Annotated in this window: 17 protein-coding genes and 1 rRNA gene; 5 read left to right on the forward strand and 13 right to left on the reverse strand. The window is 73.3% G+C overall.

The window, feature by feature from the left end:
• Nucleotides 1-27 precede the first annotated feature (27 nt).
• Nucleotides 28-1677 carry a CTP synthase gene (gene pyrG / locus IE260_RS25250; protein ID WP_189875674.1) on the reverse strand — a complete coding sequence of 550 codons (1650 nt, stop codon included), beginning with the start codon at nt 1675-1677 and terminating at the stop codon, nt 28-30.
• Nucleotides 1678-2191: 514 nt separating this feature from the next.
• Between pyrG and IE260_RS25255 the strand changes: the two genes are divergently transcribed.
• Complete coding sequence (locus IE260_RS25255) at nt 2192-3994, forward strand: glycoside hydrolase family 15 protein (RefSeq protein ID WP_189875711.1); 1803 nt, start codon at nt 2192-2194, stop codon at nt 3992-3994.
• A gap of 688 nt (nt 3995-4682) precedes the next feature.
• Entirely contained in the window at nt 4683-6317 is a 1635-nt protein-coding gene (locus IE260_RS25260) for a PucR family transcriptional regulator (protein WP_189875676.1), read from the forward strand.
• Nucleotides 6318-6370: 53 nt separating this feature from the next.
• On the opposite strand, the gene IE260_RS25265 is transcribed toward IE260_RS25260, so the two are convergent.
• The 6 genes from IE260_RS25265 to IE260_RS25290 all read right to left on the reverse strand — a co-directional run bounded on the left by IE260_RS25265 (nt 6371) and on the right by IE260_RS25290 (nt 12389).
• Nucleotides 6371-7510 (reverse strand): glycosyltransferase family 4 protein, encoded by a 1140-nt coding sequence (locus IE260_RS25265; protein ID WP_189875678.1) that lies wholly within the window; start codon nt 7508-7510, stop codon nt 6371-6373.
• Nucleotides 7511-7695: 185 nt separating this feature from the next.
• Nucleotides 7696-8457 carry a hypothetical protein gene (locus IE260_RS25270; RefSeq protein ID WP_189875679.1) on the reverse strand — a complete coding sequence of 254 codons (762 nt, stop codon included), beginning with the start codon at nt 8455-8457 and terminating at the stop codon, nt 7696-7698.
• 33 nt (nt 8458-8490) lie between these two features.
• Nucleotides 8491-10209, reverse strand: a complete 1719-nt coding sequence (gene recN, locus IE260_RS25275; RefSeq protein WP_189875712.1) for a DNA repair protein RecN — start codon at nt 10207-10209, stop codon at nt 8491-8493.
• Nucleotides 10210-10374: 165 nt separating this feature from the next.
• A complete protein-coding gene (locus IE260_RS25280) occupies nt 10375-11280 on the reverse strand; it encodes an NAD kinase (RefSeq protein ID WP_189875681.1) in 906 nt (301 codons plus the stop codon).
• Nucleotides 11277-12092 carry a hemolysin gene (locus IE260_RS25285; protein WP_189875684.1) on the reverse strand — a complete coding sequence of 272 codons (816 nt, stop codon included), beginning with the start codon at nt 12090-12092 and terminating at the stop codon, nt 11277-11279. Before IE260_RS25285 ends, IE260_RS25280 begins: the two co-directional genes overlap by 4 nt.
• Nucleotides 12093-12116: 24 nt before the next feature.
• On the reverse strand, nt 12117-12389 hold the full coding sequence (locus IE260_RS25290) for a hypothetical protein (protein ID WP_189875686.1): 273 nt from the start codon (nt 12387-12389) through the stop codon (nt 12117-12119).
• Nucleotides 12390-12430: 41 nt separating this feature from the next.
• Between IE260_RS25290 and IE260_RS25295 the strand changes: the two genes are divergently transcribed.
• Nucleotides 12431-12778: an SCP2 sterol-binding domain-containing protein gene (locus IE260_RS25295; RefSeq protein ID WP_189875688.1), complete on the forward strand. Its 348-nt coding sequence runs from the start codon at nt 12431-12433 to the stop codon at nt 12776-12778.
• Here the strand turns inward: IE260_RS25295 and IE260_RS25300 are convergent.
• The 4 genes from IE260_RS25300 to IE260_RS25315 form a co-directional block, all read right to left on the reverse strand.
• Nucleotides 12762-13649: an ABC transporter ATP-binding protein gene (locus tag IE260_RS25300; protein ID WP_189875690.1), complete on the reverse strand. Its 888-nt coding sequence runs from the start codon at nt 13647-13649 to the stop codon at nt 12762-12764. The genes IE260_RS25295 and IE260_RS25300 overlap by 17 nt on opposite strands.
• Complete coding sequence (locus tag IE260_RS25305; RefSeq protein WP_189875692.1) at nt 13646-14683, reverse strand: FecCD family ABC transporter permease; 1038 nt, start codon at nt 14681-14683, stop codon at nt 13646-13648. The genes IE260_RS25300 and IE260_RS25305 overlap by 4 nt, the downstream gene beginning before the upstream one ends.
• Complete coding sequence (locus IE260_RS25310) at nt 14680-15723, reverse strand: FecCD family ABC transporter permease (protein ID WP_189875694.1); 1044 nt, start codon at nt 15721-15723, stop codon at nt 14680-14682. The genes IE260_RS25305 and IE260_RS25310 overlap by 4 nt, the downstream gene beginning before the upstream one ends.
• A gap of 91 nt (nt 15724-15814) precedes the next feature.
• The gene (locus IE260_RS25315; protein ID WP_189875696.1) at nt 15815-16843 is read right to left on the reverse strand and encodes an HAD hydrolase-like protein; all 1029 of its coding nucleotides are present in this window, start codon (nt 16841-16843) and stop codon (nt 15815-15817) included.
• A gap of 72 nt (nt 16844-16915) precedes the next feature.
• Here IE260_RS25315 and IE260_RS25320 point away from each other — a divergent pair, with 72 nt between their 5' ends.
• Nucleotides 16916-18208, forward strand: a complete 1293-nt coding sequence (locus tag IE260_RS25320; RefSeq protein ID WP_189875697.1) for a DUF1015 domain-containing protein — start codon at nt 16916-16918, stop codon at nt 18206-18208.
• A gap of 58 nt (nt 18209-18266) precedes the next feature.
• On the opposite strand, the gene IE260_RS42835 is transcribed toward IE260_RS25320, so the two are convergent.
• On the reverse strand, nt 18267-19010 hold the full coding sequence (locus IE260_RS42835; protein WP_194687269.1) for a tetratricopeptide repeat protein: 744 nt from the start codon (nt 19008-19010) through the stop codon (nt 18267-18269).
• 54 nt (nt 19011-19064) lie between these two features.
• Between IE260_RS42835 and IE260_RS42840 the strand changes: the two genes are divergently transcribed.
• Nucleotides 19065-20117, forward strand: a complete 1053-nt coding sequence (locus tag IE260_RS42840) for a hypothetical protein (RefSeq protein ID WP_194687270.1) — start codon at nt 19065-19067, stop codon at nt 20115-20117.
• Between the two features lie 121 nt (nt 20118-20238).
• On the opposite strand, the gene rrf is transcribed toward IE260_RS42840, so the two are convergent.
• A 5S ribosomal RNA gene (gene rrf, locus IE260_RS43390) occupies nt 20239-20311 on the reverse strand; the annotation flags it as partial.

Consider the following 20311-nt stretch of genomic DNA (forward strand, 5'->3'; position numbering starts at 1 on the left):
CGCCCCGGCCACCGTACAACTGGTGTGTTACTTCGCCGTCTTCCGCTCGACCGCGGCCTTGACCAGCCCGGCGAAGAGCGGGTGCGGGCGGGTCGGGCGCGAGCGCAGCTCCGGGTGCGCCTGGGTGGCGACCAGGTACGGGTGGACGTCGCGCGGGTACTCGACGTACTCGACGAGCTTGCCGTCCGGGGAGGTGCCCGAGAAGAGGATGCCCGCCTTCTTCTCCAGCTCCGCGCGGTAGGCGTTGTTCACCTCGTAGCGGTGGCGGTGCCGCTCCTCGATGTACTCCTTGCCGTCGTAGACCTCGCGCACGATGGAGCCCTCGGCCAGCTTGGCCGGGTACATGCCGAGCCGCATCGTGCCGCCCATGTCGCCCTCGCCGGCGACGATGTCCAGCTGCTCGGCCATGGTGGAGATGACCGGGTGGCCGGTGGCCGGGTCGAACTCGGTGGAGTTGGCGTCGGTGATGCCGGCCAGGTTGCGCGCGGCCTCGATCACGATGCACTGCAGGCCCAGGCAGAGGCCGAGCAGCGGGACCTTGTTCTCGCGGGCGTACTTGATCGCGCCGACCTTGCCGAGCACGCCGCGGTCCCCGAAGCCGCCCGGGATGCAGATGGCGTCGACGTCGCCGAGCTGCGCCTTGGCGCCGGCCGGGGTCTTGCAGTCGTCGGACGTGACCCACTTGATCTTCACGCGGGCCCGGTTGGCGAAGCCGCCCGCGCGCAGCGCCTCGGTGACCGACAGGTAGGCGTCGGGCAGGTCGATGTACTTGCCGACCAGGGCGAGGGTGACCTCGTGGTCGGGGTTGTGGACGCGGTCGAGCAGGTCGTCCCAGGTCGTCCAGTCCACGTCGCGGAACGGCAGGTCCAGCTTGCGGACGACGTAGGCGTCCAGGCCCTCGGTGTGGACGACCTTGGGGATGTCGTAGATCGAGCGGGCGTCGGGGCAGGCCACCACGGCGGCCTCGTCGACGTCGCACATCAGCGAGATCTTGCGCTTGATCGCGGTCGGCACCTCGCGGTCGCAGCGCAGCACGATCGCGTCCGGCTGGATACCGATGTTGCGCAGGGCGGCCACGCTGTGCTGGGTCGGCTTGGTCTTCAGCTCGCCGGAGGGGCCGATGTAGGGCAGGAGGGAGATGTGCACCACGAAGACGTTGTCCCGGCCGACCTCGTGCCGGACCTGGCGGACGGTCTCCAGGAACGGCAGCGACTCGATGTCGCCGACCGTGCCGCCGACCTCGGTGATCACCACGTCCACCTCGTCCGTCGCCATGCGGCGGATGCGGTGCTTGATCTCGTTGGTGATGTGCGGGATGACCTGGACCGTGTCGCCCAGGTACTCGCCGCGCCGCTCCTTGGCGATCACCGTGGAGTACACCTGGCCGGTGGTGACGTTGGCCGAACCGTCCAGGTCGCGGTCGAGGAAACGCTCGTAGTGGCCGATGTCCAGGTCGGTCTCGGCGCCGTCGTTCGTGACGAACACCTCACCGTGCTGGAAGGGGTTCATCGTGCCCGGGTCGACGTTCAGGTACGGGTCGAGCTTCTGCATCACCACGCGCAGGCCCCGGGCCTTGAGCAGCATGCCGAGACTGGAGGCGGTCAGCCCCTTGCCGAGCGAGGAGGCGACACCCCCGGTGACGAAGATGTGCTTGGTCGTCGTGGATTTGGGCGGCATGGCCAAGAGGGGGCTCCCGTGGTCGCGGTCTGGGGTGCGGCGCGGCCGTCCGGCCCGGTCGTCCCGGGTTTCGTCGGCGGCGCCGTCGCTGCGGTTCCGGGGTTTGTCTCCCACCGGTCCACGGGCTACCAGCGTATCAGCGCCGGAAGGCGATGGCTTCCGGCCACGCTCCGCGCACGCCCCGACACGCATGCACATCGCATACCGTTTTCTCACCCGGTGCTCACTCGTTCGGCCGACTCGGGTTGCCCGGAGCGGCACACAGATCATCTACGTGCGTCGTATCCTGCTCGGACATTCGCTGCCGAGCCGACCCGGCGACATGGCACCACCCCCCGCCCGTCAGCACCGGAACAACAAGAGCTCGTCAGTTCGTTGAGCGACAATTGTCGTTTGGCGTCACAACACGGTGACTGCTTTGCTTCATCGCTCAACGACGCATCACAACCACCCCATGACCGCACTAGCGACCGCCCCCACGCGGGGTGACGTGGCCGTTCGACTGGAGTTGCACGTGGCCGGGCGCATCGAAGACTACGCACTCATCGGAGACATGCAGACCGCTGCCCTGGTCTGCCGGGACGGCACGGTCGACTGGCTGTGCCTGCCCCGCTTCGACTCGCATGCCATCTTCGCCGGCCTCCTGGGCACCGAGGAGCACGGCTTCTGGCGGCTCGGTCCGGCCTACGCCCCCGGCGAGGAGCCGCCCACCGCCCACCGGCGGAACTACCGCGGGGACTCGCTGATCCTGGAATCCGAGTGGGACTCCCCGCGCGGCACGGTCCGCGTGACCGATTTCATGCCCCCGCGCGACGGTGCCCCCCAGCTCATCCGGATCGTCGAGGGCATCTCCGGCCGGGTGCCGATGCGCTCGGAGCTGCGGATGCGCTTCAGCTACGGCCGGGTGGTCCCGTGGGTGCACCGGCACGAGGGACGCACGGTGGCCGTCGCGGGCCCCGACTCCGTGTGGTTCGACACGGAGGCCGAGACCTACGGCAAGGCGCTGACCACGTACGCGGACTTCACGGTCGCTCCGGGTGACCGGATCGCGTTCACGATCTCCTGGGAGCCGTCGCACAAGGAGCCGCCGCCGCTGCCGGAGCCGGAGCAGTCGCTGGAGGCGACGGAGGACTTCTGGCGGGAGTGGGTGGAGCACTGCACGTACCACGGTCCCTACCGCGAGGCCGTGGTCCGCTCCCTGATCACGCTGAAGGCCCTGACGTACGCCCCGACCGGCGGCATCGTCGCCGCACCCACCACCTCCCTGCCGGAGGAGATCGGCGGCGTGCGCAACTGGGACTACCGCTACACCTGGCTGCGCGACGCGGCGATCACCCTGTCCTCGCTGCTGCGCACCGGCTACCGCGAGGAGGCCCGCGCCTGGCGCGAGTGGCTGCTGCGCGCGGTCGCCGGCGACCCGGAGAACCTGCAGATCATGTACGGCATCGCCGGCGAGCGCGAGCTCGGCGAGGCGGAGCTGGACTGGCTCCCCGGCTACGAGAACTCCGGGCCGGTCCGGGTCGGCAACGGCGCCGCGCACCAGCTGCAGCTGGACGTGTACGGCGAGGTCACCGAGGCCCTGCACCTGGCCCACATGACGGGCCTGGCCCGCAACGACTACGCCTCGCTGCTCCAGCTGAAGCTGATCCGCTACCTGGAGGACCACTGGCAGGAGCCGGACGAGGGCATCTGGGAGGTGCGCGGCCCGCGCCGCCACTTCGTGCACTCCAAGGTCATGGCCTGGGTCGCCGTCGACCGCACCATCAAGCTGATCGAGTCCGGCGACGCCGACGGCCCGCTGGAGCGCTGGAAGCAGCTGCGCGACGACATCCACCGGGACGTGTGCGAGAAGGGCTACGACGAGGAGCGCAACACCTTCACGCAGTCCTACGGCTCCCAGGAACTGGACGCCTCGCTGCTGCTGATCCCGCAGATGGGCTTCCTGCCGCCGGACGACAAGCGGGTCATCGGCACGATCGAGGCGATCCAGCGGGAGCTGTCCACGCCGGACGGCTTCATCCTGCGCTACCCCACGGAGGGCGACCACGCGGGCGTCGACGGCCTGCCCGGCGACGAGGGCGCCTTCCTGGCCTGCTCGTTCTGGATGGCCGACGACCTGGCGATGATCGGCCGCGTGGACGAGGCGAGGAAGCTCTTCGAGAAGCTGCTGTCCCTGCGCAACGACCTGGGCCTGCTGGCCGAGGAGTGGGACCCGCGCCTGCAGCGCCAGGTCGGCAACTTCCCGCAGGCGTTCAGCCACGTGCCCCTGATCGACACGGCCCTGCGCCTCACGGCAAGCGGAGCGTACGCGGGCTGACCACCTGCGGCCGACGGCGCGCACGCCCCACCACCGCCGCGGGACGGTCACGCAACGCCGCAGGCGCGGGTCGGGGACGCGCCGTGGCTGCGGAACGGTCACGCAACGCCGCAGGCGCGGGACGGGGACGCGTCGTGGCTGCGGGCGGGCGGGGCACGCGACGCCGCAGCCGCGGACGGACGCGCACCGCAGCCGCGGACGGATGCGCACCGCCGCCGCAGGACCGGCAGCGCGCCGTCGCAGCCCAAGGTCCGGGGCGCACCGTCACCGCCGCGGCCGGTGCGCGCCTCCGCAGCCGCGGAGCGGGCATGCGCCGTCGCAGCCGCGGGCGGCGCTCAACGCCGCAGCTGCGGGCAAGTCGTGGCTCCCCAGTGCCTGAACGGCCTGGGAGGCACCCCCAGGGGCGGCACGGGTGGGCGCAGCGGCACCCCGTGGCGCCGGACCGCCCGGCCCACCCGACGACCACCGTGACACCGGGTGGATGCCCCGGCCGACGACCGCCGTGACACCAGGTGGATGTCCCGGCCGACGACCGCCGTGACACCAGGTGGATGGCCCGGCCGACGACCACCGTGACGCCAGGAGGGCGCCCGGCCGACGGCCGTCCCGTGACCGACCCGACCGTCACCGAATCGGGCCGGACGCCCGGAGATGTGCCCGGCGCACACCCCCAGGTACCGTCCGCTCCATGGAAACCCCCAGCGCCCCCCAGCCCACGGGGATCACCGTGCAACGCGCCCTCGAGCTGCCCGGCCTCCGCAGCGGCCTGCCCGAGATCCTCGCCGGCGCCGACCGCCTGCACCGCACCGTGCGCTGGGTGCACGCAGGCGAGGTACCCAACATCGCCTCCCTCCTCAAGGGCGGCGAACTCCTGCTGACCACGGGCTACGGCCTCGGCACCCGCCCCGCCGAGCAGCGCGTGTTCGTGCGCACGCTGGCCGAGCGCGGCATCGCGGCGCTCGTCGTGGAGCTGGGCCCCCGTTTCGCCCGGCTGCCCGCCGCCCTCGTCGACACCGCCCGCGCGGCCGGGCTGCCGCTGGTCCAGCTGCACCGCGAAGTGCCGTTCGTGACGGTCACCGAGGAGATCCACACCGAGATCGTCAACGGCCACTACGCGCTTCTACAGCGGGCCGAGGAGGTGCACCGCCGGTGCACCCAGGCCCTGCTGGGCGGCGGCGGGGTCCCCCAGGTACTGGAGATCCTGGCCGACTTCGGGGACAACCCCGTCTTCCTGGAGACCGCCGACGGCCGCCTCCTGTACGCGGCCGGGGCCGGACCCGAGGGCGCCGATCCGCTCCAGGTGTGGGAGGGGCTGCGCGGCCCGCACAAGGACGCGCCGCCCCCGGCGGGCACGGTCCTGGTGGACGTGCCCGGCGGCGGCCCCGGCACCGGGTCGGTGCGCGCCCGGCTGGTCATGCTGCCCGTGCGGTCACCGCTGGCGCCGGTGCACCGCATGGCGGCGGAGCGGGCGGCCGGCATCCTCGCCGTGGTGCTGATGCAGGCGCGGCAGGAGGAGGAGCTGGCGGCGCGGGGACGGGGCGACTTCCTCACCGACCTCGCCGAGGGCCGCATCACGGCGGAGGACGCCCCGGCGCAGGCCCGCGTGCTGGGCTTCAAGCCGGGCAGCAGTCCGCTGCTGCCGGTGGTGATGCGGCTGGGTGACAGCCTCTCCCCCGCGGGCGGCGGCTGGGCGGTGCTGGCGCGCGCGGTCGCGGAAGAGCTGGCGGCCGTCGGCGTCCCGGTCCTGCTGGGCGTACGACCGGTGGAGGGCCGGGTCCCGCTCCTGCTGGGCCTGCGCTCCGAGTCGGAGCGGGCGGCGGTCGCGGACCGGGTGGCGGCGGCGCTGCGGGCGGGTGCGGAGCGGGCCGGGATGCAGCGGCCCGGTGCGCAGCCGCCGGTGGTGGTCGTCGGGGTGGCCGGCGGCTGGGCGGCGGCGTCGGCGGGACTCAGGCACGCCGCGGAGACGGCCACCGCGGCCCAGGGGCTCACCGACCGGCCGTGGTACGACGCCCGGCGCCTGGACATCGATCTGCTGCTGTGGCGGCTGCGCGACCACCCGGACCTGGCGGCCTTCGTGGACCGCGCGATCGGCCCCCTCCGGGACCACGACAACAGGTCCAGACCGCCTCTGCTGCCGACCCTGGAGACGTACCTGGCGCATGCCGGCCGCAAGGCGGAGACGGCCCGGGAGCTCCACCTCAACCGGCAGACGCTCTACAACCGCCTCGCCCGCATCGGCGAGTTGCTCGGCACGGACCTCGACGACCCGCAGACGGTACTGGCGTTGAGCCTGGCCCTGCGGGCCCGCAGGCACGCGGGCTAGGGGTATCGGGGGAGGGCCGCCGATCCGCCGCGGCCCACTCCGGCGGGCAGGCCCTAGATCAGCAACCTGGGCTGCGTCAACTCGTCGTAGACGCTGAGCACTTGGGCGACCGTCTCGTCCTCGGTCGGCCATGTGCCCGCCTGCCGTACGCCCCTGTCCTTCAGCAGCTCCCGCCGCTCGGGGTCGTCGAGCAGCCGGACGACGGCTTCGGCGAGCGCCTCGGGATCCCCGGGCGGGACGAGTTCGGCGGCGTCGCCGACCAGTTCGGGGATGCCGCCGACATCGCTCGCGACGAGCGGCACGCGCGCGTGGAGGGCCTCCTGGGCGAGGACGGAGCGCGACTCCCGGCGGCTCGGCAGCAGCGCCAGGTCGGCCGCCGCCAGCAGATCGGTGACGTCGTCGCGGCGCCCGACGAGCACGACCGGCAGCCGCTCGCCCTCGATCCGCCGCTGGAGGTCCGCACGCAGCGACCCCTCCCCGGCCACGACGACCAGCGGCACCGGGTCGAGGCGGCGCCATGCGCGCGCGGCGTCGAGCAGGACGTCGTACCCCCGATGCCGTTCCAGGGAGCCGACCGCGATGAGCAACGGGCGGCCGATGGCGCCGAGTTCGGCCCGGGCCTTGGGCCGGAGCCGGTCGGGGTCCTCGGGCTCGACCGGCCGGCGGGAGCGGCCGGGAAGGGCGACGGCGGCCAGCCTGGCGTCCCGCGCGCCCGTCCGCCTCGCCCGGTCCACCAGCTCCGACGTGGCACCGAGCACCACGGTGGCCGCCCTCATCACCCGCCGTTCCAGCAGCCGCAGCAGATGGGCGCGCGCCCCGTCGGCATGGGCCCGGTCGTGCCAGGTGACGACGAGCGGGGTACGGCGCCCGCCGAGGGCGAGCACGGTACGGAAGGAGGCGTGCAGCCCGTGCGCGTGCACCAGGTCGGCGTCCGCACAGGCGGCCCGCAGCGCGGCCAGCGACCCCGGGTCACTGCTGCGCGGCACGTGCACGTGGTCGGCCCCGGTTCCCGCGAAGTCGTAGGTGCGCTCCGCCTCGACGGGGGCGCACACCGTGACCTTCACGCCCCGTGCCACGAGCCCGGCGGCCAGGGAGCGCACGTGCGCGCTGCTGCCCGCGTTGCCTCCGCCCAGCACCTGCACGGTGCGCAGCGATGACTGGCCGTGCGGTGAGTGGCTGCTCACGGGGGTCACGTGGCCGGGGCTCCTGGTTCGGCGTGGGGCGGTCACGAAGAAAGTACAGAAGGACGAGGCGGCGGAGTGCGCCGTACGGTTTCCTGCGCGTTACTCCGTCAAGGATGCCAGGCCGTACGGGTGTTCCGGGAACGACGAACGCCACGAGCGCGTGACCTTCGGGGCAACGAGACGGAGCCAGTCACTCACACGAGTGACCGTGCCAGCTCGCTCACCTTCTCTCCGCACGCCGCCGCGGCCACCAGTGCGGCGGCGTGGGCGACCAGCCCCGCCCTGCCGCTGCCCGCCACCACGGCCACGCCCAGGGCCGCGCCGAGTGCGTGCGCTCCCGTGTCGCCGAGCATCGTGCGCTCGGCGAGGTCGTCGGGCAGCACGGCCGCGGCGGCGCCCATCGCGGTGGCTGCCGCAGTCGCGCCGGGCCCCGCCCGCAGCAGCCCCGGCGCCCCCAGCGCGAGGACCGCTGCCGCGGCCCTTCCCGGGCGTACGTCGACGAGGTTGACGAAGTGCGCGGCCCCGGCGATCACCACCCCGGCGAGCACCTTGTCCAGCGGACGTTCCCTCATGGCCGCGCCGGCGACGAGCCCGGCCGCCGAGATCCCGAACAGTTTCACCGCCCCGCTGGTCACCTCACCACCGCGCAGCGCCGACAGATGCGCCCGGAACCCGCGACGGGGGTCCTCGGCCCCCGCCACGTCGTCGTAGGCACCGCACACACCGGCGGCGAGGACGGCGACCCCGGCGGCGGGCCGGATCCGCCCGGCGCCCACCGCCGCGGCCACGGCGGACGCGGGACCGGCGTACAGACCCACGGTCCGTCCGGCGTGGTTCCCCCGTTCCCAGCGTTCCGCGCCGCCCGGCGCCGTGGCGCGCAGCACGGTCAGACCGGTACGGGTGAGCGCGGCGGCGAGGGCGAGGGACGAGACGGTCCGGCGGGCACGGATGATCATGCCGTCACCCTACGGGCCCGCCGGACCGGCCCTCTACGCGTCCGCCCGAGCCGCCGCCAGCAGCTCCTCGGCGTGCGCCCGGGCCGTCTCGGAGTCCTCCTGCCCGGCGAGCATCCGGGACAGCTCCCGGATCCGGTCCTCGCCCTCCAGCACCTTCACGCCGGACCGGGTCACCGACCCGTCGTTCGTCTTCTCCACCAGCAGCTGCCGGTCGGCGAAGGCGGCCACCTGCGGGAGATGCGTGACGACCACGACCTGCGCGGTCTTCGCGAGCCGTGCCAGGCGCCGCCCGATCTCCACCGCCGCCTTGCCGCCCACACCGGCGTCGACCTCGTCGAAGAGATACGTCGGCACCGGGTCCGTGCCCGCGAACACGACCTCCACGGCCAGCATCACGCGCGACAGCTCACCGCCGGACGCACCCTTGGCGATGGGCCGCGGCGGCGCGCCCGGATGCGGGGCGAGCAGCAGCTCGACCTCGTCGGCGCCCGACGGCCCGTACGCCACCGTCCGCCCGCCGACCTCCACGCCCTCGGGGTCCTCGGTCTGCCGGATCGCGAACGACACGCGCGCGTGGGGCATGGCGAGCGAGGCCAGCTCGGCGGTCACCGCGGCGGCGAACCGTTCGGCGGCCTCGGTCCGCGCGTCGGTCAACGCCTGTGCCAGCCCGCCCAGTTCGGCCCTGAGCGCGTCCCGCTCGGCGGTCAGCTCACCGATCCGCTCGTCGTCGCCGTCCAGCTCGGTCAGCCGGGCGGCACTCTGCTCGGCCCAGGCCAGCACGGCGGCGACGTCCTCGCCGTACTTCCGCGTCAGCCCCGTGATGGCGGCCCGCCGCTCCTCGACCGCGGCCAGCCGCAGCGGGTCGGCGTCCAGGTCGTCGGCGTACCCAGCGAGCTCCCCGGCGACGTCACGCAGCAGGATGCCGACCTCGCCGATCCGGTCGGCGAGGGCGGCCAGCGCCGGGTCGTGCGACCGCACGGCGTCCAGGGCCCGCTGCGCGCCCGCGACGAGCGTCGCCGCGTCCACGCCCTCGGGGTCCTCCGGATCGCCCGCCAGCGCGGCGTGCGCGGCCGTGGCGGCGGACGCCAGCGCCTCGGCGTGGCCCAGCCGCTCGGCCTCCTCCGCCAGCTCCACGTCCTCGCCGGCGCGCGGTTCGACGGCTGCGACCTCGTCGAGGCCGTAGCGCAGCATGTCGGCTTCCTGCGCGCGTTCCCGCGCACGCGTGGTGATCTCCTCCAGCTCCGAGGAGACGGCCCGCAGCCGCCGGTAGGCACCGGCGTACTTGGCGAGCGGCACGGCGACCGCGTCGCCCGCGTACCGGTCGAGCGCCTGCCGCTGCCGGGTGAGCTTGAGCAGCCCCTGCTGGTCGGTCTGCCCGTGCACGGCCACCAGCTCGTCGGCCAGCTCGGCGAGCATCCCCACCGGCACGGACCGTCCGCCCAGGTGCGCCCGCGACCGCCCCTCGGCGGACACGGTGCGGCTGATCAGCAGCGCCCCGTCGTCGAGCTCGGCCCCGGCCTCCTCGGCCCGTACGGCGGCCGCGGCGTCCCCGGGCACGGAGATCCGCCCCTCTACGACCGCGTGCTTCGCACCGATCCGCACCAGCGCCGGGTCCGCGCGCCCGCCGAGCAGCAGTCCCAGGCTGGTGACCACCATGGTCTTGCCCGCACCCGTCTCACCGGTGACGGCGGTGAACCCGGGCGACAGCTCCACTACGGCGTCGTCGATGACTCCGAGCGACCGTATCCGCATCTCCTCCAACACGGACACGACCTTACGAGGTCCGGGCCCGGGAGTGCGACCGGCCCGCCCTTGTCACCCACAGGAGTGCATCGCCCCCAGGGGCGCGCGGAACTGCGCGATCAGCCACAGGCGGCACGCGGCCGCCGACGCTCCGGGACCAGCCCTCCGAGACCGCTAATGAGGCGCTCCCCGCCACCCGGAGACCGGCAACGCGAACTTGGCCACCAGCCGATCGGTGAAAGAAGCGTGGTGCAGCCGGGCCAGCCGCACCGGTACGGCCCCCCGCCGGACCTCCACCCGCGCCCCCGGCGGCAGCTCGACGGTCCGCCGCCCGTCGCACCACAGCACGCCCGGCGGCACGTGGGGCAGCACCTCCACCGCGAGCACGGAGTCCGGCGAGGTCACCAACGGCTTCGCGAACAGCGCGTGCGCCGAGATCGGCACCATCAGCAGCGCCTCGACCTCCGGCCACACCACCGGCCCCCCGGCCGAGAACGCGTACGCCGTCGACCCGGTCGGCGTCGACAGGACGATGCCGTCGCACCCGAACCCCGTCACCGGCCGCCCGTCGATCTCCAGCACGACCTCGAGCATCCGCTCGGCGGACACCTTCTGCACGGCGGCCTCGTTCAGCGCCCAGTCCGTGTGCACGATGTCGCCGTTGCGGTGCACGACGACGTCGACGGTCATCCTCTCCTCGACCTCGTACGCCCGGCTCACCACCCGGTCGACGACCTTGTCGAGGTCGTCCCGCTCGGCCTCCGCGAGGAAGCCGACCCGGCCGAGGTTGACGCCGAGCATCGGCACCCCGGAGGCGCGGGCGAACTCCGCGCCGCGCAGCAGCGTCCCGTCGCCGCCCAGCACGATCAGCAGCTCGCATCCGTCGAGGCACTGCGGGGTGGCCTCCTTGACCAGCTCCACCTCGTCCGGCAGCGGCAGGTCGACGGCCTCGGCCTCCAGGACGCGTACGCCTAGCCCGGCGCGCAGCAGCCCCTTGACCACGAGCTCGGCGCTGCGCACGGCCGCCGGGCGCCCGGTGTGGGCGAGCAGGAAAACAGTACGAGCTCGGTTCTGTGTCAACGCGGCCCCTCCGCCACTGCACGGTCAACGTCGGCCGGGTCCAGTTCGCCGGCCCCGGCCCGCAGCCACAGAAAGTACTCGACGTTCCCGGAGGGACCGGGCAGCGGACTGGCGGTGACCCCCTTCACACCGAGCCCGAGCTCCCACGCCCTGCGGGCGACGCCCCGCACGGCCTCGGCCCGCAGCTGCGCACTGCGTACCACTCCCCCGCTGCCCAGCCGCTCCTTGCCCACCTCGAACTGCGGCTTCACCATCATCACCAGGTCGGCGTCCGGCCGCGTGCACCGCACCAGGGCGGGCAGCACCAGTCCGAGCGGGATGAAGGACAGATCCCCCACGACAAGGTCCACGGGCTCCCCATCGATCGCTCCGAGCGTCAGTTCGCGTACGTTCGTACGGTCCTTGACGGTGACGCGTTCATCCTGCTGGAGAGTCCAGGCGAGCTGTCCGTATCCGACGTCCACGGCGACGACGTGCGCGGCGCCCGCCCGCAGCAGGACGTCGGTGAAGCCCCCGGTGGAGGCGCCGGCGTCCAGCGCCCGTCGCCCCTCGACGACCAGTCCCTGCGGTACGAACGCCGCCAGGGCGCCGGCCAGCTTGTGACCGCCGCGCGAGACGTAGTCGGGGTCGCTGTCGTCCTGGGTGACGACGATGGCCGCGGCGGTCTCCACCTGCGTGGCCGGCTTGGTCGCGACGGTCTTGCCGACGGTGACCCGCCCCGCGGCGATCAGCTGGCTGGCGTGCTCGCGTGAGCGCGCGAGCTTCCGGCGGACCAGCTCCGCGTCGAGACGGCGGCGTGCGACTCCTGCCACGTTCGGTTCAGCTCCCTTGTGCTTTCAGGCGGGGGGCGCCGGAGGTCCCGGGCGGGCGTCGAGCGCGGTGAGCGCGTCGCGCAGCCCCCTGTGTACATCCTCGTACACCTCGACGTGCCCGTCCGTGGCCAGGTGGTCGGCGTCGGCCAGCCGGGCAAGCCGGGCGTCCACCTCGGCGTTGCCGGTGGGGGTGCGGGGCACGTGCAGCGGGGCGGGCGCGGCGGGGTCGTACTCGGGCTGCGCCTCCGCCTCCGCCCCGGCCTCCTGGGCCCCGGGCTCGGGAACTGCGTCGCTCATGCCCCGACGCTACCCGAACCACTGCGATACGGTCGGTCCTGATGGCGACGACTGAGGAGTGCCGCGCCGCACTCGAGAAGCTCTCGGACAACATGCAGGACGCCGAAGGCGACGTCCGGGCGGCCGCCGAACTGGACCGCTCGGTGAGCTGCCACATCACCGACCTGGACGTCACCTTCGCCGGACGCATGGCGGACGGCCGCATCGACGTGCGGGAGACCCTTGAGGGGCCGCCGCGCGAGAAGGCCGACATCCGGCTGGCCATGACCGGCGACGACCTGGTGGCCCTGGTCGGCGGCGAGCTGAACTTCGCCAGGGCCTGGGGCTCGGGCCGGGTTCGGCTGGAGGCCGGCCTGCGCGACCTGTTCCGGCTCAGGAAGCTTCTGTAGCGGCGACCTTCTCCGGCGCGGCGCCGCCATGCGCGCGTGCCTTGCGCGCGGCCGGCACCACCAGCGGCGTGCCCGTCTCCGGGTCGTCGATGACCTGGCAGCGCAGTCCGAAGACCTCCTCGACCAGTCCGGCCGTGACGATGTCGTTCGGCGCGCCCTCGGCGATGATCTCCCCGCCGCGCAGGGCGATGAGGTGGGTGGCGTAGCGGGCGGCGTGGTTGAGGTCGTGCAGGACGGCCACGAGGGTGCGGCCCTGCTCCTCGTGCAGTTCGGCGCACAGGTCGAGGACGTCGATCTGGTGCTGGATGTCCAGGTACGTGGTCGGCTCGTCGAGCAGCAGCAGCGGGGTCTGCTGGGCGAGCGCCATGGCGATCCACACGCGCTGCCGCTGGCCGCCGGAGAGTTCGTCGACGTAGCGGTCGGCGAGTTCGGCCACGCCGGTCCGGGCCATCGACTCCTGGACGACCCGCTCGTCCTCGGTCGACCACTGGCGCAGCAGGCCCTGGTGCGGGTAGCGGCCGCGGCCGACGAGGTCGGCGACGGTGATGCCGTCGGGCGCGATCGACGACTGCGGGAGCAGGCCGAGGGTCCGCGCGACCTGCTTGGCGGGCATCGACTGGATGACCTCTCCGTCGAGAAGCACCCTGCCCTGGCTGGGCTTGAGCATCCGTGACAGAGCCCGCAGCAGGGTGGACTTGCCGCACGCGTTCGGGCCGACGATCACGGTGAAGGAGTTGTCGGGTATCTCGACCGACAGCTTCTCGGCGATGACACGCTGGTCGTAGGCGAGGGTGACGTTCTCGGCGGACAGGCGGTTCACGATGCTCCTTTGGTTGTTCAGCCCGCTGCGGATGCCGGTGCCGGCGCTCATATCCGGCCCGCCTTGCGCTCGGTGACCAGCAGCCACAGCAGGTAGACGCCGCCGAGAACACCGGTGACCACGCCCACGGGCAGCTGGTCGGCGCCGAAGGCCCGCTGCGAGATCCAGTCGGCGGTGATCAGCAGGGCGGCGCCCATGCACAGGGACGGCAGCAGGTTGGGGCCTGGCGAGCGGGTCAGGCGGCGGGCGAGCTGCGGCGCGGTGAGCGCGACGAAGCTGACCGGGCCTGCCGCGGCGGTGGCGGCTGCCGTGAGCAGCACGGCGGCCACCAGCAGCAGCATCCGCACCCGCTCGACGCGCACCCCGAGGGCGTAGGAGATGTCGTCGCCCATCTCCATCATCCGCAGGCCCCGCCCGTTGGCGAGCACGAGCGGCACCAGCACGGCGCACAGCGCGAGCAGCGGCCACACCTGGTTCCAGTCGCGCCCGTCGAGGGATCCGGTCATCCATACGACGGCACGGGCGGCGTCGACGATGTCGGCCCTGGTGAGCAGGTAGCCGTTGATCGCCGTGACGATCGCCGACATACCGATGCCGACCAGAACCAGTCGGTAGCCGTGCACGCCTTGCTTCCAGGCGAGCAGGTAGATGCCGAGTCCGGTCACCAGGCCGCCCAGCAGCGCGCCGAGGGTCACCTGCGTCGCACCCCCGGAGAACAGGACGATCATCGTGAGCGCGCCGGCCGTCGCGCCCTGCCCGAGGCCGAGCACGTCCGGACTGCCCAGCGGGTTGCGGGAGATGGCCTGGAACAGCGCGCCGCCCAGCCCGAGCGAGGCACCGACCAGCAGCCCGACCAGGACCCGGGGCAGCCGCAACTCGTTGACGATGAACTCCTGACTGGCGTTGCCCTCGCCGAACAGGGTCCTGAGCACGTCCGCGGCCGGGATCTCGAAGTCGCCGGTGCCGATCAGGACGACGCTCGCGGCGAGCGCGGCCACCAGCAGCAGCACCACGACGACGAGGGTCCTGACGTCCAGTCGGACCGACAGCCCTCCCGGGCTCCGCACAGCACGGTTGGTCTTCACAGCTGGGCCGTCCTCCGCCGTCGTACGAGGTAGATGAAGACCGGACCGCCCAGGACGGCGGTGACGATGCCGACCTGCAGTTCCGAGGGCCGCGCGACGATCCGGCCGAGCACGTCCGCGCCGAGCAGCAGCACGGGCGACAGGATCGCGGCGTAGGGCAGGATCCAGCGCAGGTCGGGCCCGGTGAAGGAGCGGACGATGTGCGGGACCATCAGGCCCACGAACACGATCGGGCCGCAGGCCGCGGTCGCGGCCCCGCACAGCACGGTCGCGGCGAGCATGGACAGCGCCCGGGTGCGGTTCAGGTTGGCGCCGAGCGCCTTGGCGGTGTCGTCGCCCATCTCCATGGCGTTGAGCGGCCGCGCGAGCGCCAGAGCGAGGACGGAGCCCGCCGCGAAGAACGGCAGCACCTCGACGATGATGTCGTCGGTCGCCGAGGACAGCGAACCGACCGTCCAGAAGCGCATCCGGCCAAGCGCCGCGTCGTCCATGATCATCACGGCCTGGAGGTAGCCGAAGAGCGCGGCGCTGATCGCCGTACCGGCCAGCGCCAGCCGCACCGGCGTGGCACCCCGGCTGCCGCCCAGGAACCAGACCAGCGCACCGACCGCCGCCGCCCCGAGGAAGGCGAACCAGACGTAGCCCGACAGCGAGGTGACGCCGAGGAAGGTGATGGCCGTGACGACCGCCGCGGAGGCACCGGCGTTGATGCCGAGAAGTCCGGGATCGGCCAGCGGATTCCGGGTGAGCGCCTGCAGCACGGCTCCTGCCAGGCCGAGCGCGGCACCCGCGAGCAGGCCGAGCACGGTCCTCGACAACCGCTCACCGACCACGATGTCGCCGTACGTGCCCGAATCGTGGAACAGACCGTGCCAGACCTGGTCCAGGGGCAGGTCCTTCGCACCGATCGCGATGCTCGCCAACGCGACGACCACCAGGATCACCACGGAGACGAGCAGCCCAACGGCGCGTATCGCCTGGCGTTTCGGGGGCGCGGGGGCGGTCTCCGCGCGCTGTTCGGGAGGACTGTCGACCAACACGCGGTTAGGTTAGCCTACCCTGCCAATCGATCACGATCCCCTGGACGCTCACGGAGGCCGTCCGAGGCGGGCTCCTTCCCACCACGGCGACTCACAACCCCAGTCGCGCCAACGCCTTCCCCGGGTCCAGCTCGCACGTGCCCTCCCCGGCCGCCGTCCAGGCCGCCGCGCACAGCGCCCGCAACCCGTCCATGGCCTCGCCGTCGCCCTCCAGCTCCAGCCGCTCCCCCGCCGTCGCCGTCCAGCCACCGCAGCGGAACCCGCCGTCCCCGTCTCCGGTGACCTCGGCCTGACCGGCGAGCAGCCCGCGAAGGTCGGCATCGACGTACGTCGGCCGGTGCTGCGGCGGCGCGGCCAGCAGCTGCGCTCCGTCGGTCACACCGGTCAGGACGAGCAGCGAGTCGACCTCCCCGTTGAACGCGCCCTCGATGTCCGTGTCCAGCCGGTCGCCCACCACCAGGGGCCGCCGAGCGCCGGTCCGCAGGATCGTCTCCCGGTGCATCGGAGGCAGCGGCTTCCCCGCGACCTGCGGCTCGGCCCCGGTGGCGATCCGCACGACCTCCACCGCCGCGCCGTTGCCCGGAGCGATCCCTCGCGCGCCCGGGATCGTCAGGTCGGTGTTGGAGGCGTACCACGGCACACCGCGCGCGATGGCGTAGCACGCCTCCGCGAACCGGCCCCAGGGCAGCTCGGGCCCGCCGTACCCCTGCACCACCGCCGCCGGACCGTCCTCCGCCGACTCCACCGGCTCCAGGCCCCGCTCGCGCAGCGCGACCCGCAGCCCCTCGCCGCCGATCACCAGCACCCGGGCGCCCTGCGGCACCTGCTCCGCGATCAGCCGGGCCACCGCCTGCGCCGACGTGATGACGTCGGTCGCGCCCGTCGGTATGCCCAGCTCGGTCAGGTGCGCGGCCACCGCGTCAGGCGTCCGCAGCGCGTTGTTCGTGACATACGCGAGCCGCATTCCTCCCGCGCGGGCCGTGGCGAGCGACTCGACGGCGTGAGCGATCGCGTTCCCCCCGGCGTACACCACGCCGTCCAGGTCGAGCAGCGCCGTGTCGTACGCCTCGCTCAGGCCCCGCCCACTGCCCTCGGGCCTCGTCCTGACGCTCCGGCTCATTGCACATCGCTCCTCGTTCGACGCCTTTCCCCCGATCATCCCCCATGCCACTGACACACGTACGATGCCGGGATGGACACTGCAGGTCACCCGGAAGCAACGGCGCGCCGGGGCCTCGAACTCATCCCGTTCCGAGGCCTCCGCTTCGACCCCGACCGGGTCGGCAGCCTGGCCGCCGTGACTTCCCCTCCGTACGACGTCGTGGTCCGCCCCGACGGCCTGCTCCACCTGGAGTCCGCCGACCCGCACAACATCGTCCGCCTCATCCTGCCCCAGGCCGCCACACCGGAGGCCCGCAACCAGCAGGCCGCCCGCACACTGCGGCGCTGGCTGTCCGAGGGCGTCCTGAGGGCCGACCCGGAACCCGGCCTGTACGTCTACGAACAGCGCGACGGCGACGGCATGCTGCAACGCGGCCTCATCGGCGCCCTGCGCGTGTCGGACCCCGCCGACCAGGTCGTCCTGCCGCACGAGGACGTCATGCCACACGTCGTCGCAGACCGAGCGGCGCTCATGCGGGCCACCTCGGCGAATCTCGAACCCCTGCTCCTGACCTACCGCGGCAACGGCGCCACGGCCGCCACGACCACCGTCGTGGAACGCGCCGCCGCACGGCCACCCCTCCTGTCGACGACCACGGAGGACGGCTTCTGCCACCGCCTGTGGTCGATCACCGACCCCGACGACATGGACGCCGTCCGGTCCGAACTGGCGCGCCACCAGGCCCTCATCGCCGACGGCCACCACCGCTGGGCCACGTACCGCACGCTCCGCGCGGAACACCCTTCCCCCAGCCCCTGGGACTACGGTCTCGTCCTCCTGGTCGACACGGCCCGCTACCCGCTGCGCGTCCGGGCCATCCACCGCCTGCTGCACGGCCTGCCGGTGAGCGAGGCCCTGGCCGCCGTCGAGGGCCACTTCCGCGTCCGCCGCCTCGAAGCCCCCCTGGCCGAGGCCCTGACCGCGCTGGCGGAGGCGGCCGACGCGGGCAACGCCTTCCTGCTCGCCGGCGACGGCTCCTTCCACCTCGTCGACCGGCCGGACCCCGCGCTCCTGGCCCGCACGGTCCCCACCGACCGCCCCGAGGCGTGGCGCAGCCTGGACGCGACGGTCCTGCACGCCACACTCCTCGCCCACGTCTGGCGCGTCCCCGACGACTCCGCGGCGCACATCTCCTACATCCACGACACCGCCGCCACGGTCGAGAAGGCCGAACGCGACGGAGCTACGGCCGTCCTGCTGCACCCGGTGCGCGAGGAGGTCGTCCGCGACCTGGCCCGGCAGGGCGTCACGATGCCCCGCAAGTCGACGTCGTTCGGCCCGAAGCCGGCGTCCGGTCTGGTACTGCGCGCACTGGACCTGTGACGCGGTACGACGAAGGGGCGGGACCTTGCGGTCCCGCCCCTTCGTCACACCGTCGGCGTCAGTCCTTGTCGCCGGCCTCGGCGGACGGCTTCTCCCCGCCGTCCTCGCTGTCGCCCTCGTCATCGCCGAGGGCGTCCGTGAACTCCACGCCGTCCAGCGCGGCGAGCCGGTCGGAGGCGTCCGTGCTGCCGTCCCGGTCGGACTCCACGGCCTTCGCGAACCACTCCCGCGCCTCCTGCTCCCGGCCGGCGGCCAGCAGCGCGTCCGCGTACGCGTACCGCAGCCGCGCGGTCCAGGGCTGTACGGAGTTGGAGGCCAGCTCGGGGCTCTGCAGCGTCACGATGGCGGCGTCGAGCTGCCCCATGTCGCGCCGGGCGCCCGCCGCCACGAGCCGCATCTCGACCTGCCCGGCCTTGTCCAGCTTCTGCACCTCGGGAGCCCCGGCCATCTCCAGCGCCTTCTCCGGCCGCCCGAGCCCTCGCTCGCAGTCCGCCATGACGGGCCACAGGTCCACCGAGCCGGTCATCCGGCGCGCGGCCCGAAACTCGGCGAGCGCCTCGCCGTACTTCTGGTTGGCGTACGCGGCGAACCCGCCCGCCTCGCGCACGGCGGCGACGCGCGAGGCCAGCCGCAGCGCCACCTTGGAGTAGCCGTAGGCACCCTCGGGGTCCTCGTCGAGGAGCCTGGCGACCATCACCAGGTTCCTGGCGACGTCGTCCGCGAGCGTCTTGGGGAGGCTCTGCAGCTCCTGCCGTACGTCCTTGTCGATCTCCTCGCCGGTGACGTCCTCGGGAATCGGCAGCCGCTTGATCGGCTCGCGGTCGCGGTCCCGCTCCTCACGGAAGCGGCCACCGCCGTGCCGGTCGTCCCGCCCGCGGAACCCGCCGGGACGCCCGCCGCGGTCATCGCGCCGAGGACCACGGCCACCCCGGTCGTCACGCCCACGGAAGCCACCGCGCTCGCCACGGCTGTCCTCACGCCGCGGGTAGCCACCCCGCTCGCCACGGCTGTCCTCACGCCGCGGGTAGCCACCGCGCTCCCCACGACTGTCCTCACGCCGCGGGTAGCCACCGCGCTCCCCACGACTGTCCTCACGCCGCGGATAGCCGCCCCGCTCGCCACGGCTGTCGTCACGGCGGAACCCACCACGGTCACCGCGGTCGCCACGGTCATCACCGCGACGCTCCCCACGGTCGTCACGACGGAACGAGGGACGGTCTCCGCGGTCGTCCCGCCGGAAGCCGCGGTCACGGTCGTCGCGACGCGGCCCGCGGTCACGATCGTCACGACGCCCATACCCACGGTCGCCGTCACGCCGGTCATCGCGCCGCTCGTCCCGACGGTCGTCACGGCGGTCGTCCCGCCTGTCATCCCGGCGGTCGTCCCGCCTGTCATCCCGCCGGAAGCCGCCGCGCTGCCCGCGGTCATCGCCCCTGCGGTCGTCGCGCCGCGGATAGCCGCCCCGCTCGCCACGGCTGTCCTCACGGCGGAACCCACCACGGTCACCGCGGTCGCCACGGTCATCACCGCGACGCTCCCCACGGTCGTCACGACGGAACGAGGGACGGTCTCCGCGGTCGTCCCGCCGGAAGCCGCGGTCACGGTCGTCGCGACGCGGCCCGCGGTCACGATCGTCACGACGCCCGTACCCACCCCCGCGGTTGTCGTCGCGACGGAACCCGCCACGGTCACCGCGATCGCCACGGTCTCCGCGGTCGTCCCGCCGGTAGCCGCCGCGGTCGTCTTCACGCCGGCCGTAGCCACCACGGTCGCCGTCACGGCGGTCGTTGTCGCGACGGAACCCGCCACGGTCACCGCGGCGACCGCTCCGGTCACCGCGGTCACCACTGTCCCGTCGCCGCTGGTCGCGCTCCGGTCGGTCGTCGGGAGAGTTGGTGGACATCGGTGACTCCTGTCTTCGGTACCGCAAGTCAATTCTCGCGCAGCCGGGTGCCCGGTGCGCCTTGGAAAAACAAAAAGGACCCCTGGTCCCAGCTGAACGCTGGTGACCAGGGGTCCTTCCAAAGATTGTTCGGCGGCGTCCTACTCTCCCACAGGGTCCCCCCTGCAGTACCATCGGCGCTGTAAGGCTTAGCTTCCGGG

This window comes from Streptomyces viridiviolaceus (assembly GCF_014650995.1).
Classification (GTDB): domain Bacteria; phylum Actinomycetota; class Actinomycetes; order Streptomycetales; family Streptomycetaceae; genus Streptomyces; species Streptomyces viridiviolaceus.